11 protein-coding genes are annotated in these 16693 nt (G+C 37.6%); 7 read left to right on the plus strand and 4 right to left on the minus strand.

Features of this window, described 5'->3' with window-relative positions; translation table 11 throughout:
* Nucleotides 1-295 (plus strand): Na+/H+ antiporter NhaC family protein (locus L652_RS0109915; protein WP_029770255.1); only part of this gene is annotated, 295 nt, incomplete at its 5' end.
* A gap of 245 nt (nucleotides 296-540) precedes the next feature.
* Here L652_RS0109915 and L652_RS0109920 read toward each other — a convergent pair.
* On the minus strand, nucleotides 541-3423 hold the full coding sequence (locus L652_RS0109920) for an insulinase family protein (protein WP_024603434.1): 2883 nt from the start codon (nucleotides 3421-3423) through the stop codon (nucleotides 541-543).
* Nucleotides 3424-3662: 239 nt separating this feature from the next.
* On the opposite strand from L652_RS0109920, the gene L652_RS0109925 reads away from it, so the two are divergent.
* A complete protein-coding gene (locus L652_RS0109925) occupies nucleotides 3663-4079 on the plus strand; it encodes an MAPEG family protein (RefSeq protein ID WP_024594583.1) in 417 nt (138 codons plus the stop codon).
* Nucleotides 4080-4146: 67 nt separating this feature from the next.
* Here L652_RS0109925 and L652_RS0109930 read toward each other — a convergent pair whose 3' ends face one another.
* Nucleotides 4147-4887 carry a peptidylprolyl isomerase gene (locus tag L652_RS0109930; protein ID WP_024594582.1) on the minus strand — a complete coding sequence of 247 codons (741 nt, stop codon included), beginning with the start codon at nucleotides 4885-4887 and terminating at the stop codon, nucleotides 4147-4149.
* Between the two features lie 250 nt (nucleotides 4888-5137).
* On the opposite strand from L652_RS0109930, the gene L652_RS0109935 reads away from it, so the two are divergent.
* Together L652_RS0109935 and ushA are read left to right on the plus strand one after the other, a co-directional pair.
* On the plus strand, nucleotides 5138-5323 hold the full coding sequence (locus L652_RS0109935; protein ID WP_024594581.1) for a hypothetical protein: 186 nt from the start codon (nucleotides 5138-5140) through the stop codon (nucleotides 5321-5323).
* 87 nt (nucleotides 5324-5410) lie between these two features.
* Nucleotides 5411-7042: a bifunctional UDP-sugar hydrolase/5'-nucleotidase UshA gene (gene ushA / locus L652_RS0109940; protein ID WP_024594580.1), complete on the plus strand. Its 1632-nt coding sequence runs from the start codon at nucleotides 5411-5413 to the stop codon at nucleotides 7040-7042.
* Nucleotides 7043-7071: 29 nt separating this feature from the next.
* On the opposite strand, the gene L652_RS0109945 is transcribed toward ushA, so the two are convergent.
* Both L652_RS0109945 and L652_RS0109950 read right to left on the minus strand, forming a co-directional pair.
* Nucleotides 7072-8016, minus strand: a complete 945-nt coding sequence (locus tag L652_RS0109945) for a hypothetical protein (protein ID WP_024594579.1) — start codon at nucleotides 8014-8016, stop codon at nucleotides 7072-7074.
* The gene (locus tag L652_RS0109950) at nucleotides 8009-8875 is read right to left on the minus strand and encodes a hypothetical protein (protein ID WP_084324632.1); all 867 of its coding nucleotides are present in this window, start codon (nucleotides 8873-8875) and stop codon (nucleotides 8009-8011) included. The genes L652_RS0109945 and L652_RS0109950 overlap by 8 nt, the downstream gene beginning before the upstream one ends.
* Nucleotides 8876-9126: 251 nt before the next feature.
* On the opposite strand from L652_RS0109950, the gene L652_RS0109955 reads away from it, so the two are divergent.
* The 3 genes from L652_RS0109955 to L652_RS0109965 all read left to right on the plus strand — a co-directional run bounded on the left by L652_RS0109955 (nucleotide 9127) and on the right by L652_RS0109965 (nucleotide 16688).
* Nucleotides 9127-9981, plus strand: coding sequence for a S1/P1 nuclease (locus L652_RS0109955; protein WP_024594577.1), 855 nt, complete (start codon nucleotides 9127-9129; stop codon nucleotides 9979-9981).
* Between the two features lie 43 nt (nucleotides 9982-10024).
* Nucleotides 10025-13213 (plus strand): TonB-dependent receptor, encoded by a 3189-nt coding sequence (locus L652_RS0109960; protein WP_024603435.1) that lies wholly within the window; start codon nucleotides 10025-10027, stop codon nucleotides 13211-13213.
* Nucleotides 13214-13550: 337 nt separating this feature from the next.
* Nucleotides 13551-16688 carry a TonB-dependent receptor gene (locus L652_RS0109965; RefSeq protein ID WP_024595880.1) on the plus strand — a complete coding sequence of 1046 codons (3138 nt, stop codon included), beginning with the start codon at nucleotides 13551-13553 and terminating at the stop codon, nucleotides 16686-16688.
* Nucleotides 16689-16693: the final 5 nt, after the last annotated feature.

Raw genomic sequence — 16693 nt, forward strand, 5'->3', positions numbered from 1 at the left:
ATTTATTTCAATGGCTATTTTAGCGTTTGCAACGGGGTCTAGCTGGGGTATTTTTGCTGTATCAATTCCCATTGTTATGCCACTGGCTAATGCGGTTGATGCAAACATACCACTGGTCATTGGGGCGCTATTATCGGCTTCTTCTTTTGGTAGCCAAGCGTGTTTTTACTCAGATTCAACCGTACTCGCAGCGCAAGGTTCTGGTTGTAATTTAATGAGCCATGCTGTTACACAATTGCCATACACGCTAATTGCTGCGGCATTAGCTGTTATAGGCTTTTTAATAATGGCTTAAATACTATACCAATCCGCAATAATACTTAATCATTTTGCGGGGCTAAACGAGTCGCTACCTGCGTTAAAAAATTTTCATTTAGAACAACTAAATAGCGAATTTTTTGCCTAGCTATCAACACGTTTTTCCATCCTCAAAATAGATCACTTAATTAAGCGAATTGGTATTATTAGTAAATTAGCTGAATAAATAAAAACCCCAATGTAGTGATACATTGGGGTTTATTTTAGCTACATAAATAAAGCTTATTTTTGTAGTTTAATACCATTGTAATAGGCATCAAGCGTTGTGATTTTAGTTTGATTTGGTAAATCGGCAAAGTCACTTTCTATAAACTTAGTCCCGCGTAATTGCACATTTAAACGTGCAGCATTAGGGTTAAGCATTGTTTGCTTGTAGTAGTCTTTTATATCTGCAAGCGTTACTTTTTCAACTTCATCAATCAGCTTTTGCTTAGAATCAAAGGTAAAGTTTTCACGGTACCAATCGTTTATAAGTGGGCTCATTTCGTCACTTAAGTTTTTAGGCTGCTCTTTAAGTGATACAAGGGTAGAGTTTTTCAGCTGCTCAAAAGTCTCTTCGCTCATGTTATCAAGTTCAACTGCGTATTCTTTTTTAAACTTATCAAAACGAGCTTGTATTTCTTTTGGTCCTTTAACTGGTGTTTGAATATACAAACCAATTGCTGAGTAATCCTCGATTGGGCGAGCTAATGCACCTACTGCGTATGCAAGTTGCTCCTCAGTACGCATTTTATCAAACGCAACTGTTCTAAAGTGGCTTTGTAATACAGCTGCTTCTGCTTTTTGTTTGTAACCCGCAACAGGATGAACGGTCATATCAACCACCGCTACATCGGCTACATCGATATCTTTTTGCAGTACCAGTGTTTCGCCCGGTTGTGGCAACCACGCTTTGCTTCGTGCAAATTCACTGCGCTTATGATTACTTGGTAATGTTGCACTTAACTCTTGTGCAATCGCGTCAATATCTTGCTGATCGTAGTTACCGTAACTAAATACGCGTAAATCGTTTTGTGCAAACGTAGCTGTTTTTAATTGTGCTAAGTCGGCAACACTCAGTGAGTCAGCGGCTTTTATAAGCGCATCTGTATCAAAGCCACCTGTACGGGTTAGTTTTGAATACTCGCCAAATGCTTGTGCATACGGAAACTGCTTTTGTTGGTTTAGTAAATTACGCTTAAAGCGATCTACCGCTTGGCTAAATGCTTGTGCTGTTTCATCGGCTTTTAATCCGGTTAAAGCTTGTTTAAGCAATACATCTTGCTTATCTGTAAAACCACTCATAGATAAAACAAGACCATTACTCGGTGCTAAGCTTACGCTCATACCGGCGATTGCTGCTTCGGTACTTAACTGACTTTGTTGAATATTGTATAAATCAGCCCAAACAGAATAAAGTACTTCTGCTTTAATATCGTTCAAACCGGGTTGAGTATTTATATAAACTTCAACAAGCCCTTTTGGCTGCTCTGCAAATTTTTGACTTGCTTGGCGCCATACTTTTACACCATTTTTATCGTAAGCAAGTTCTGGGTGTTTTTGCTCTTTAAATGCTTGCGTTTTTATTGCAAAATTTTCAGGCAATAAATTGTTTACAGTCGGTAGTGCTAACTTAAATTCGCTTGGTTTTTTCCAGCTGGCAATTTCATCATCGCTAATGTCACTGATGCGGTATTTACCGTCGTAAAAGTGTAGTTTTGAGTCTGTCTCTTCTTGCTGCGATACATACCAAATACGAAGGGTATCGGCATTTAACTGCTCAAGTACATTGTTTACAGCGTCAGCGTCAAACTTTGCATAATAATAAGGTGCATTAATAGCGTGATTTAACGGATAGTCTTGCATGCTTTGCGTAAGCGAGCTTACATAATTAAACTCATCACCTTTTTCTAAAAACTTAAACTGGTTATTAAGGGAAGTACGAATTTCGTTGAAGTACTTGCTATCAACGCCTTCTTTTTTAATTAAATCGATGTACTGCATAATAGTCGCAACTATTTCGTCACGATTTTTCATGCCTTCATCTGTAAGCTCTACATTTACATTTAACGAACCATAGTTGCCATATTGATTTGGTGCAGCTGAAGCTGAAAGCTGAGACACCCATCCTTTATCACGAAGAAGTTGCGCTGGGCTGCCCGGCATTTCATTACTTAGTAAATACGCCACAAATCGGTTTGGTTTAAGTGCAAATTCGCTATTATTATTAGCAATGGTGAAATCAAGTTGCAGCTGTTTTACATCTTCATTTGGTGCATAAAACACGCGTTTTCCGCCAGCGTTATCAAAATCAAGTTTTGCAGTCACTGTTGGTTTTTCGATATTTTTATTTTTTATGTCAGCAAAGTATTTTTGCGCTTTTTGCTCCATTTCAGCAATAGGTAAATTAGAAATAAGCGCAACTTTCATAATATTTGAAGAGTAGTATTTATTATAAAAATCAACCGTTTCTTTATGAAGTGAACTGTTTTCTTTATCGCCAAGGGTTTCTAGGTTACCAATTAAAAAGCGATTAGCTGGGTGATCGCCCATCATTTTGCGCGCGAGTTTAAATTGTCCAAAAAAGTCCATTTCGCGGCGCATTGACCACTCTGCATTCACTGCATTTTTTTCTTTATCTGTGTATTCTGGGTATAACTTAGGCGCTTTGAAAAAATCAGCAAAACGGTCTAGCCCTTCATCAAACGCGTCGTTATTAATTTTAAACATGTAATTAGTAATATCGAGCCAAGTATACGCATTGTGCGCGCCACCATTTTTGGTCATAAAATCAGAATACCCTTTTGTGTCTGGGTAGCGTTCTGTGCCTAAAAACAGCATGTGCTCTAAATAATGCGCCATACCTTGTTGCGACATTGGGTCGTGCAGTAAACCAACACCAACGCTTAGTGCCGCTGCAGATTTTTCAGCACCTGGATCTGACACTAAAATTACTTCAATGTCGTTTGCCAGCTTAAGTGTTTTATATTCGCGGTTATCGTTAGGACTTACAACTAACGTATCTGATAGTAAAGAGGCCTGAGGCGCCACTGAAACCGAAGCCGTATTTGAACAACCACTTAAAACTGCAAGTGCGATTGCACTAAAACCAATAATCTTTTTCATTTTTGTTTTCCATTAAAAAGTATTGCGCAAAATAGCGTGCGCCAATTCAAAGCAATATAGTTAAGCTAAACTAACATTTTCAATTAATAACTTTCTACAAAATAACGCTATTTTGTGTAACACATTGTGAAAAATGTCTTCATAATCGGATATTAGTTGGGAGTCTGCCAACCTTGCGTGATTAAAAATCATTCAATATCAAAAAATACGCAAATTCTAAATAATAATAAGGAAAAACAATGGAAAAAATCATCATACTTGCCATGTTTGCACAAGTTACGCTTTCACTGGTTGTCATGCTCATTATGGGTAAAAGGCGCTTTGCCGCAGCTAAAAACAAACAACTAGATTTAAGTGACTTTAAAACAATGCAGTTAGATAAGGCTGGCGACACTATTAGGGTGGCAGATAGAAACTTTTCAAATCAGTTTGAAATACCTGTGCTTTTTTACGCGGGATGTTTACTTGCACTGCAACTAAATAGCGCCAGTACACTTGTGGCAATACTGGCCTGTTTATTTGTAGCAACACGTATTGTGCATAGCGTTATTCATTTAGGTGAAAACAACGTACGCGCACGTTTTAAAGTGTTTTTACTGGGTTGTGTTTGTGTGTTTTCAATTTGGCTAGCAATGGTTTGGCGAGTACTATTTTAAATAGCAAAGTTTAATAATAGTAATGTGGACGGCTGGTTTAGGCCATCCACATTACCGTTAATTTTAATTATTTAGCACGTTTTAAACGAGGTACCGCAAGTAAAAAAGCACCTAAAAGCCAAATTAACCCGCCGCCAGAACTGCTACTAGAATCTGTTGATGTGTCAGAATCAATTAACGTATTTTCAGTAACAGTAAGGCCTGCTGCTGAATTAGGATCATCATCCATTACCGCCACATTTTGAATAGTCACTAAGTTAGCACTACTAATTGTTACATCAGTACTTGCACATTGCTCGGCAGTAATATCAACCACGGGTGTTTCACCACAGTGTACTAACGCTGCAATTTTATCTAACGTTGATTGGCTTGCTGCAGTAATTTGTCCAAACACAGTAAAACCACCGTTTTGGGTATCAAGTGCTGCACTATTGTCTGTAATATTAAAAAACCACTGACTTGTTGCGCTATTAGCATCACCCGATAATTTAGCCATCGCAATGGTGCCCTTAACATTAGAAAAAACGGGCTCATTATCTACAGCGGGCTTTGTAGTAATCGCATCTAGCGAATCAGAAAATGTAAATCCACCACCTTGAATAACAAAGTTACTAACAGAGCGGTGAATTACTGTTTCGTTATATGAATCGTCTTGAACGTAACTTAAAAAATTTGCGACTGTTTTGGGGGTTTGTTGATCAAATAGGTTAATCTCTATGACACCTTGGCTCGTGTTCATTTCAACTATAGTAGCGGTGCTTGTAAAACTTGCTGCAGCAAGTGCTGAGCCAAGTAAAAGTTTTTTCATGTTTTATTCCTGTTGTTATATTTTTTAAATAATTAGTTAATGCGTTAACACATTAATGCCATCGGCGACTAAAATCGATTCTAAAGTGTGAGTTGATACAATTAAGACCGTGTTGATAACAAATTAATTACATATGCCATTATTTATATTCTTTTTTGCTATATAAATCTAACTATTTAAAATTAAATCATCTTAAAAGTGTGGTCACTTATTTGTTACCTTAAAAAAACACAAACAACAGGATCTAACAATGCCACACACTAAACAAACAATTTGCGACTTTGGTTTACACAAAGGTGAACCATACACAAAACTACCGGCGAGCTTTTTAACGTGGATGGTAGGTATAAACCATACTAAGCGGGAATATGCGGATGCAGAGTTAAAGCGTCGCGAAAGTGCCGCCACAAATCGATTAACTGTACCTTCTAAATAAAATGTCAATAAGTACGTTTTTTTAGCATAAAACTAGTTTAAACTACCCGCTTGATAAATTAAGTAGACCTTAATCCATAGGTATTTTATGCGTATAATTATTTTATTTTCGATTATTTTTAGTGTACTTGGATGTACATCTCCTGCTCCTGAATCAACCTCTAACAGTACTCCTACTGAATATTTAACTGTTCTTCATACTAATGATAATCACGGCCGTTTTTGGCAAAACGAAAAAGGCGAATACGGTATGGCCGCTCGCAAAACGTTAATTGACTCTTTACGTAATGACGCCCAAAAGCAAGGTCATGCCGTTTTACTTCTCTCTGGTGGTGACATTAATACCGGTATTCCTGAGTCAGATTTACAAAAAGCAGAACCTGACTTTAAAGGTATGTCGCTGATTGGTTATGATGCAATGGCATTAGGCAATCACGAATTCGATAACCCTATTGATGTATTGAAGCAACAGCAAAAATGGGTGAACTTTCCTTTTCTATCAGCCAATATATTTGAAAAAGAATCAGGCGAACATGCGTTTGATAGCTATAAAATATTCAAAAAAAATGGCTTAACTATTGCTGTTATTGGATTAACAACAACAGACACAGCTAAAATTGGTAATCCTCAGTATATTGGCCACTTAGAGTTTAAAGACCCTGTTGACGTTACTGCAAAACTAGCTAAAGAAATAAAAGCTAAGTACAACCCTGACATTACCATTGCGCTGACTCATATGGGTCATTATGTTGATGCTAGCTTTGGCATTAATGCACCAGGTGATGTAACACTTGCTCGCTCACTTCCTGCAAACACACTTGATATGATCATTGGCGGGCACTCACAAGAACCTGTGTGTATGAGTGATACAAATGTAAATGACGACAACTTTAAACCTGGCCTTGCCTGTAAGCCAGACCAGCAAAACGGTACTTACATTATGCAAGCCCATGAATGGGGTAAGTATGTTGGTAAAGCTGAGTTTAAGCTTGAAAACGGAAAATTAACGTTACTAGACTACAAACTCATGCCTGTTAATTTGTATGTAGATAAAGTTCAAGCTGATGGCTCTACTAAAGCAGTATTAGCAAACGAGTACATTAAACCAGACCCTAAACTTGAATCTTATTTAGCGGTATACCAAGCTAAAGGCGCTAAACAAATTGAAGGTACCATTGGTGAAGTAGATGCTCGCTTAGAAGGTGACAGAAACAAAGTTCGTTACCAACAAACAAACCTTGCACGTGTAATTATTCAAGCTCAAATGGATGTAGTAAATGCAGACTTTGGATTAATAAGTGGCGGTGGTATTCGCAGCTCAATAGAGGCTGGTAAAGTAAGCTATAAAGATATTTTAAAAGTACATCCTTTTAAAAACCGCATTACTTATATGGATTGGCAAGGCAGTGATTTATGGGATTACTTAAATACAGTAACGAGCTTCCCACCGGATGCTGGTGCTTATTTGCAATACCATAAAATATCGTTTGAGCGTAAAAATAATCAGTTGGTTAATGTTTTGATCAATGGCGAACCGCTTAATAAAAATAAAACATACAGAATGAGTCTAAATAGCTATAACGCATCAGGCGGTGATGGTTATCCTGCACTTACAAATAAAAAAGGCTTTGTAAGTACAGACGAAACAGATGCTAAAGCACTTCAAGACTTTATTTCAAAAAATAGCCCTCTCAAAGCGGCTGAATTTACCCCTAAATAACCTCTAAGAATATGAGGAAAGTAATCTAGTTACTTTCCTCTTATTTCAATATTACCTTTTTTAATATTTGCCAGCCCATAACTATGCAAACGAGAACGAGAGCCTTCTCCATAGGCTTTAGGTGGGTAATATAACTCTTTTTCTTCAGGACACTCGCTAAGTACTTCATCTAATGCCGCACGTATCTCACTCAAGGTTTTTTCTAGGCTATTATTAAAATTAGGCCTTTTTCTAACCGTATGACCAAGCTCTACCAACCTATAAAAATACTTGTTAGCGAGCTCTAGAAGCTCCTCTGGTACATCTTTATTATGACTAAGCGCTACATCATCGTTATTTGTACAATACTCTACAAGTGCTAAATAAAAGCATAATGGCTTATTGGCTAAACCCACTTTTTGCTCTGCACTACAACTACTTGATAGTGTTTTATCGTTAAGGTCAACTATAAGCATCAGCGGCGTAGGCTCTGTAATTGACTGATGCTGCGCATTATTAAACTGCTTATTACTTTGTTTAATAAACGCAAATTTTACCCAAAAACTAATCAACACACTTAATACTAAAAATATAAAATAGTAAATAAAATGGCTTAATGTAAAGTGGGTTTGCTGAACGTTAAATACAACTAATACAGGTCCGTTATTAGTGCTCAAACTACGTGTTATTTGGTGTAAGTTTACAGGTGCTAGCATTTCGCCTTTTGGTGCAATAGCAACAACTTTAAGATCGTTCGAATTAATGTAGCTATTTAAGGTTTTAATATAGCTATTAACCGCATCTTTATTCCCCGAATGCTTTAGCAGCTCATTTGATAAATCAAGTAATGGTAAGTCGAGTGCTATTTGCCTTTCTATCTGCGTTATTTTTTGTTTAGTTACTTGCTGGCTTTTTTGAATTACAGAAATATAAAACACAGAAGATAGAGTTAAAAATAAGCATAGTAAAACAAGTAGTTGTTTATATTTACTCATCACTAACTTCCTCTTTTAAGTTTACTGAGCTAGTACCGCAACTCCAAAACGATTGTGCATTTTGATAATAATGCAAACTTTGATCTTTAGACATATCAAGCAAATTTGCCTGTACTGCACATAATAAATCAGTATTATTTTGCTGCATTTTTAAATACCATCTTGTTCCAGTAATATTATTACTCAAAGGCGTAATATAGTTTTTTGAAAAACGTTTTTCGTCACTCTCTTTCCAAAACGAAGCAATAATATCTACTTTTCCGTCGGCGAGTAAATCGCGTAATTCGTTATGAGAACTAGCATAAGTGATTTTCAAATTAGCTAAATTTATATCCAGTTCTTTAAACATTTGCTTTGGTAAAATATGCCCTGATCGGCTGGTAGGATAATCAAGCAAACCTATGCGTTTATCTAAAAAATATTGTTTAGTAATTCGAGGTTTTTCTTTAGACGATATAAAAAATGCCGTGTAGTCAGAAAAACCAACTACGGGTTGGTAGTTATAGGTCGACTCCGCTTTAAATGCAGCCATAATATTGCTTTTAGCCAAAATTAGGTCAGCAATTCCTTTACCAACAAACTCAAAGCTATCTGCCGTTCTATATCCCCAATACCCTTTTACCGAGCCATATTGCTTAGCTACTACGTTATCAGAGCATAACTTTTGTGTTAATAACTTGGCTATTTTTTTTGATTGTGTAAAAACAATTAATTGGTCTTTATTACTTGTAGCAGTTGTTTGACACTCTGTTGAGGTTTCGATCATAACCGGAAAATGTAAATCATCATTGTATACACTAACTTGACCGCAAACCCACGTAACGACCAATAATAGAAACAAAAATGTAACAATTAACATTTTGTGCAACACAATATTTTTATAATTCAAAGCAATGCCACCCAAAAATAGACGATATAGGGTATTTGAACAATTTCGCTTACCTATTACAACAAGTAATTTTACCTATTAAATATAAGATACTGATTTTAAACGTAATTTAATAAGAAATTATGAATTTTAATAAGTCCTTCCTATCAACATTAAAAATGAGGACAATTGACCGCATTAGCTTATAGCAACCCCATGAAATATTCATTTAGGAAGTTTTAATGCATAACAATATAAAGTACTCGATATCTTCTGCGCTTTTGATTAGTGCGATATTCACAAGCACTAACTCACACGCTTGGGGTCAAAATGGCCACCGTATTGTAGGGCAGATTGCACAATCTCATATAAGCGAAACAACTAAAGCAGCAATTAAACCTTATTTAGATGGTGAGTCACTTGCGCAAATATCAACGTGGCCTGATGAAATGCGCTCTGCTCCTGGCGACTTTTGGCAAAAGAAATCATCTCGTTGGCATTACATTAATGCAGCCCCAGGAAAATCTTTCAGCTTCAATCACGATCATACTAAAAACAAAGAATCTGTAAGTAATATCCTCGAGGGTATTCACTATTCAATGCAAACGCTCACCGATAAAAATAGCACCTTAGATGCTAAACAGTTCAGTTTGCGTTTTTTAGTGCATTTAGTAGGCGACAGTCATCAACCTTTTCATGCCGGTCGAGGTGAAGACAGAGGTGGTAACCGTATTAAGGTTTCTTTTTTTAACGAAGAAACAAACCTTCACAGCCTTTGGGATACAAAGTTAGTTGAGAACGAGAACTTGTCGTTTACTGAATACGCTCAATTTATTGATACAAATAACAGCGAATTAATTGCTGAATATTTACAAAGCTCACCTAAAACTTGGGTTGAAGAATCACACAATTTAGCAACAAAAATTTATAAGTACACCAACGACGAAGTTGGGTACAGCTACATTTATAACAACACTCCAATTGTAAAAACACGCCTACAACAAGCGGGTATTCGACTAGCTGGACTATTAAACGCCTTATTTGACCCTTCTGCAAAAGAGTTAGATACGGCACTAAAAATGACGACTGATAAATAAACAGTATTAAATTTATATAACCTACACACGGGAAATCAACATTATGACTAAGCTTGGCCTTTCGAAATTAACTGGAGCGGTAATTTTAGCTCTAGGTGTTTCTACAAGCGCAATGGCTGCTGATACTTCATCTGCAATGCGTGGTAAAATTACGACGCCTTCAGGTGGCAGTGCTGCAAACGTTAAAATCAAAGTAGTTCACCAACCAACGGGAACTATTAGCGAACTAACTACAAACGAAAGTGGTACGTTTATCGCTAATGGCTTACGTGTAGGTGGTCCTTACATGGTTATCATCGATTCTGATACATTTAACGATACGACTGTTGAAAATATCTATCTAAATCTGGGTGAAACTTACCGTTTAAGCTCGCAGCTTGCTCCGCTAAACATCGAAAAGATTGAAGTGTCTGGTTATAAGATTGTTCAGCAATCAGGTGGCTCTAGCAGTACATTTGGCTCTGACACTATTGAGAATATGCCAAGCTTTAACCGTGATATTAAAGATATTGCGCGTTTAAATCCACTCGCCAGCATTAATGGTAGTGGTGAGCTAACGTTTGCAGGTAGTAACCCACGTTCAAATGGCTTAACTGTTGACGGTATTGGCCAAAATGATGACTTTGGTTTAAGTTACGGTGGCTACCCTACTTCGCAACCACCTGTAGCACTTGATGCAATTGAGCAAATTTCTGTTGATGTATCTCCGTTCTCAGCCTCTAAAGGTAACTTTGGGGGAGGTACCATTAATGCAGTAACAAAATCAGGTACTAATGAGTTTAAATTTTCTGGCTTTTATGAAATATCTACTCCTGATATTGCAGGTGATGTAGACAGTATTTCTCAAGTATATGCAGATGGTAACCCTGTTTTAGATGAAGATGGACACCGTACATACGTTATTGATCAGGTAGAACCAATTCAAACTGAGAAACGTTATGGCTTTAATGTTGGCGGCCCATTAATCGACGATACTTTGTTTTACTTTGTTAACTACAACAAATGGACAAGTGAACTTGATTTAGATTACGGTTTTGAAGGCTCTGGTGCAACGAATGAATATGATGTAACAGAAGAAAGCTACAACCAATTTATTAATATTTTAAATAATGAATACGGCTTAACCGATTCTCTAGGTGGTGACCCTAAAGATACAAACGAATCATTGCTTGTTAAATTAAGTTGGAATATTAATGATGATCATCGTTTAGATTTCACTTACCAATGGCAAGACGATAAAGACGAAACAAATGTCGGCACTGGCGGNNCAAGCCGTTATACTTACGCTACTAAATTCAATAATTTTGCGACAAAATTATATTCAGACTGGAATGAAAACTTCTCAACTGAAATTGGTATCGCTTACAAAGATGTATCATCAAGAAGCTTAACTAACTCTGATATTGGCTTTGTGAAAGTTGAAGAGTACTTCCGTGGTCCAGCTTATGAGTTTGGTACAGATGAATTCCGCCATGCAAATAGCTCATCGACTGAAAACTTAACGCTTACTTTCGATGCCACTTACTTAATGGATGAGCACGAAATTAACTTTGGTATGCAGTATGAATCGCTAAATTTATATAACTTATTTGCATCTAACTCATTAGGTTCTTGGGAATTTGATGACTTCGAAGGTTTTGCAAACCGTGAAGTGGGTAACTTTAGAGGTACATACGACTTTTCTTACAGTAACGCGTACACAAATAACCCAAATGACACTGCATACGATGCGACACGTAACCAATTAGCACTTTATATCGAAGATACTTTTTATGTTGGTGATGATTTAGAAGTAACAGCTGGCGTTCGTTATGAGCGTTTATCATCAGACGATAAACCAACTTTAAACGAAAACTTTTTAAATACTTACGGCTTTAGCAATCAAGAGAATCTTGATGGTTTAGATATAATTTTACCGCGTATTGGCTTTAAATATTATGCAACTGAAGCATTAACCATTAATGGTGGTATAGGTCGATTCCAAGGTGGTATTCCAAACGTTTGGTACAATAACTCTTTCCAAAATGACGGTATTACATTTGTTGAAGCACCACAAAGCGCTATTAATGATTATTACGCCAATAACCAAGCCGATATTACGCAAGTACCTGACGCTATTAAAGACACGTTAGTCCAAGGTGCCGGTAGCACAAACTATGTTGACCCTGATTTTGAGCTTCCATCGAGCATAAGAGCTCAAGTTGGTTTTGAATACGAGTTTGACTCAGAACTACTTGGAGAAGGCTTCAAATGGCAAGCAGAAATTGCTTACCATAAAAAAGAAAACGAAGCTGTATGGCATAACACTGCTTTAAACCCAATTGGTGTTGCTGCTGATGGTGAGCGTGTAATTAACGAAAGTATTTATACTGGCGACCTTGCAGATAACTTTGATATTGCAATGACTAATTCATCTGACGATGGACGTTCAATCATTATTTCTACCGGCATTGCAAAAGAATTTGAAAATGGCCTGTATGTTTCTGCAAGTTATGCACACCAAGACGTAACTGAGGCCTCATCGGGTTCATCTTCTCGTGCTCAAAGTAACTACCAATACAACATTACACGTAACCGTAATGAAGACTTTGCAGATCGTGGTTCATACGAAGTAGAGCACAGCTTTAAAATAAACCTAGCGTATAACACTGAATTTTTCAGTGGTTATGCAACTAAGTTTAACGTGTATTTTGAACGCCGCTCTGGCCGTCCATTTAGCTACACTATGGGCATGTATCAAGATAGTGACTTAGGTGATACACGCGACTTTTACTCAAGCTCAGCTTACCTAGCTTACATTCCAACTGGCGCTGATGATCAAAATGTAAATTGGGATGAGTCTGGTTTATCTTGGAATGAATTAGAAACGCTTCTAAATCGTGCTGGTATCTCAGAACGTGGTGAAATTTTAGGCCGTAACTCAGGTACTCAACCTTGGGTTACTACGATGGATGTAAGTATCAAACAAGAAATCCCAGGTTTTGCTGAAGGTCACAGCGGTGAGGTTTACTTCATGGTTGATAACTTCGCAAACTTACTAAACAGTGATTGGGGTGTTGAAAAACGCTTAGGTTTCTCTGATCAAGCTGTTTATGATTTTGGTGGGTTAGATGATGAAGGTCGTTATATAATTGATGGCAAATTTAATGGTGCTGACGTTCGTAACTACAGTCAATACCAAACTAGCTCATCAGCTTGGCAGGCTAAAGTTGGTATTAGCTACAAGTTTTAAGTCTTAATAGGTAAGTAATAACACATTAAGTTATTTGTTAACAAAACCCATTGCAAAATTGTGATGGGTTTTTTGTTTTTCGCACCCCAATTTCACATGTTTGTCATAAAGCCCACGTAATATATACCCCGATATAGAGTTATTGCTCAAAAAAAACACTCAAATAGACAAAAATAGTACTATTTATTAAAAATATATTGCAGTTGTATTTTATTTGTAACGAATAAATAAGGTACACTAGTAACGGATTTTGAATAAATGAACTTTAACTGTTTATTTTGAAAAATTTTAAAATAAAAATATAAAAATTTAATTATTAACTACACGGGAAAATTAAATGAAAACTCAAATACGCAAAACGGCCCTATCACTTGCTATCGCAGCATGTGTTGGTGTTAGTGGCGCTGCAATTGCAAATGAAACAACATCTGCAATTAAAGGTCAAATCACTGGTCCTAACGGCAACCCTGCTGCTGGCACTAAAATTACAATTTTACACGTTCCTTCAGGCTCAGTTAAAACAACTGAAACTAATGATGCTGGTTACTTTACAGCTAAAGGCCTGCGTGTTGGTGGTCCATACAGAGTAGTTGTAGATTCTGACACTTATGCAGACCAAGAGTTCAATAACATTATTCTTAACATTGGTAACGATTACCCGGTAAATGCTTCTTTAGAGAATATCTCTAACATCGAGCAAATTGTAGTTACGGGTGCTCCTATCAGTGCTATGTCTGGTGGTACAGGTCCTGCGTCTACTTTTACGCTAACGGATCTTGAAAACCAACCAGCCATCAACCGTGATTTAAAAGATATCATCCGTATTGACCCACGTATCACAATTGATGATAGCCGTGGTTCAATCAACTGTGGTGGTGGTAACCCACGTTACAACAGCTTAACGCTTGACGGCGTTCGCATGAACGATAACTTCGGCTTAAGCTCAAACGGTTACCCTACTATCCGTGCCCCTTTCTCTTTCGACTCTATTGAACAAGTTTCAGCTGAACTAGCACCTTTTGACGTTCAATACGGTGGCTTTACATCGTGTAATATTAACGCTGTAACTAAATCTGGTGGCAACGACGTTCACGGTGGTGTTTTCTTCGATTACACAAACGATTCAATGAAAGGCGACGAAATTGAAGGTAATGAAGTTGATAACGGTAACTACACTGAAAAACGTTACGGTTTCAACGTAGGCCTTCCGCTTGTTGAAGATACATTATTCTTGTTCACTTCATACGAAAAACTTGAAGGTGTTCGCCAGTTTAATTACGACGGCCTTAGCAGTGGTAGTGTTACAGCTGATGACGTATCTCGCATTCAGAGTATTTCTCAATCAGTTTACGGCTACGATGCAGGCGGTATGCCATCAAGCATGCCTGTTGAAGATGAAAAAATCTTAGTAAAACTAGATTGGAACATCAACGAAGATCACCGTGCAAACTTAATTTATAACTACAACGACGGTAACACAATTTCTCAGTCTGATACTGGTTCTAGCCGCGTTTCTTTATCAAACCACTTCTACAATCAAAGTGCTGAGTTTACATCAATCATTGGTTCTGTATATTCTGATTGGTCAGACGATTTTTCTACTGAAATTCGTTTAGGTAAATCAGAGCTAGATGCAACGGTTCAGTCATTAGATGCTGCAAGCAGCTTTGGTGAAATGCAAATACGTACTGATAATGGCGGTACTGTATTCATTGGTCCAGATGATTCTCGTCAATCAAACGATCTAGATTACGACACAACTACATTTAAAGTTGCTGGTACTTATTACCTAGATCAACACACAATTACTGCTGGTTACGAGTTTGAAGAGCTATCTGTTTTTAACTTGTTCGTACAGCAAACAGAAGGTGAGTGGCGCTTTGACTCAATTGACGACTTTGAAGCAGGTCAAGCAGCGCGTATCTACTACAACAATGCTGCAGGTACTAATAACCCGAATGATGCGGCTGCAAGCTTTAAATATGCGCAGCATACATTCTATGTCCAAGATGAATACGCATTCACTGACTTAGATGCAACCATTCAGTTTGGTTTACGTTACGACAAGTACACAAGTGATGACGTTCCTAACTTTAACCAAAACTTCACTAACCGTTACGGTTTCAGCAACCAGTCTACATTCGACGGTATTGACTTACTGCAGCCACGTGTTGGATTCCAATGGTATGCAACTGACGAACTTGAAGTACGTGCTGGCTTAGGCTTGTTCTCTGGTGGTAACCCGAACGTATGGCTGTCTAACTCATACTCTAACGATGGTATTACAAACATTAGTACGCAGTTCCGTGGTGTAGATTTATTCAATACAGCTAACGTAAACGGCGGTACACCTGGTTTTGACGTACCACAAGGTATGTTTGACATTGTTGCAAATACAGAAATTGGTGTAGGCGATGCAACAGTTAATGCTGTAGACCCAGATTTTGAAATTCCTTCAGAGTGGAAATACTCTCTTGGTGCTACATACACAACTGAAGACGAATACGTAATCTCTGTAGACTACCTATACTCGAAGAAGAAAGATGCTGCATTGATGCGTGATATTGCACTTCAAGATAGCGGCGAAACAACGTTTGATGGTCGTCCTATTTACGAGTCAATCGAAGGTCGTAGTAATGAGTATTTATTAACAAATGTTAGTGGCGATAGCGGTGATTCTTCAGTTATCTCTGCAGCAGTTAGCAAAATGTTTGATAACGGCATCAACTTTAGCTTTGGTTACGCATACACAGATGCAGACGATGTAAACCCAATGACTAGCTCTGTAGCTGGTTCTAACTATGGTAACATCGCACTTACTAACCCAGGTAACCCAGGTGTTGCGTCTTCAGATTATGAAATTCCGCATCGTTTTACTATGACGCTTGGTTACAAATATGAGTTTGTAGATGGCTTTGAGACACGCTTTAACCTTTACGGTGAAGCATACAAAGGCCTACCTTACAGCTTTACGTTTGATGGTAGCGATAACACAGATGCTAACCGCAACACTACCTTTGGTGATAACAACTGGAATGGCAACCGTCAGTTAATGTACGTTCCACTTGAAAACGATCCTAACGTTGTTTACAACATGTCGGCTGATGAAATCAATGAGTTTAACGACTTTATTGCTTCTGAAGGACTTAAACGTGGTGAAATTACAGGTCGTAACCAACAAAATGCTGACTGGTTTGTTAAGTTTAACCTTAAAGTTACACAAGAATTACCAGGCTTTATGGAAGGCCATAAAGGTGAAGCATTCTTTGTAATTGATAACCTTACAAACATGCTAAATGATGACTGGGGCGTACTTAAGAAAGGTCCTTTCGTAGGCGCAAGCATGATCTCAACATCTATTGATGACCAAGGTCGTTACGTTTACTCAGGCTTTAACGGTAATAACGCTAATACTTCAGTACAAACTGGTGCGTCATTATGGGAAATGCGTGTAGGCGTACGTTACACTTTCTAATCTAA

Source organism: Pseudoalteromonas sp. TB25 (assembly GCF_000497995.1).
GTDB classification, from domain to species: domain Bacteria; phylum Pseudomonadota; class Gammaproteobacteria; order Enterobacterales; family Alteromonadaceae; genus Pseudoalteromonas; species Pseudoalteromonas distincta.

What these genes read in the sequence shown, in the direction of transcription:
- L652_RS0109935 (WP_024594581.1), top strand. Translation starts at nt 5,138, where the DNA reads ATGCCACACACTAAACAAACAATTTGCGACTTTGGTTTACACAAAGGT.
- L652_RS0109925 (WP_024594583.1), top strand. Translation starts at nt 3,663, where the DNA reads ATGGAAAAAATCATCATACTTGCCATGTTTGCACAAGTTACGCTTTCA.
- L652_RS0109945 (WP_024594579.1), bottom strand. Translation starts at nt 8,016, where the DNA reads ATGAGTAAATATAAACAACTACTTGTTTTACTATGCTTATTTTTAACT.
- L652_RS0109965 (WP_024595880.1), top strand. Translation starts at nt 13,551, where the DNA reads ATGAAAACTCAAATACGCAAAACGGCCCTATCACTTGCTATCGCAGCA.
- L652_RS0109930 (WP_024594582.1), bottom strand. Translation starts at nt 4,887, where the DNA reads ATGAAAAAACTTTTACTTGGCTCAGCACTTGCTGCAGCAAGTTTTACA.
- L652_RS0109950 (WP_084324632.1), bottom strand. Translation starts at nt 8,875, where the DNA reads ATGTTAATTGTTACATTTTTGTTTCTATTATTGGTCGTTACGTGGGTT.
- L652_RS0109920 (WP_024603434.1), bottom strand. Translation starts at nt 3,423, where the DNA reads ATGAAAAAGATTATTGGTTTTAGTGCAATCGCACTTGCAGTTTTAAGT.
- ushA (WP_024594580.1), top strand. Translation starts at nt 5,411, where the DNA reads ATGCGTATAATTATTTTATTTTCGATTATTTTTAGTGTACTTGGATGT.
- L652_RS0109955 (WP_024594577.1), top strand. Translation starts at nt 9,127, where the DNA reads ATGCATAACAATATAAAGTACTCGATATCTTCTGCGCTTTTGATTAGT.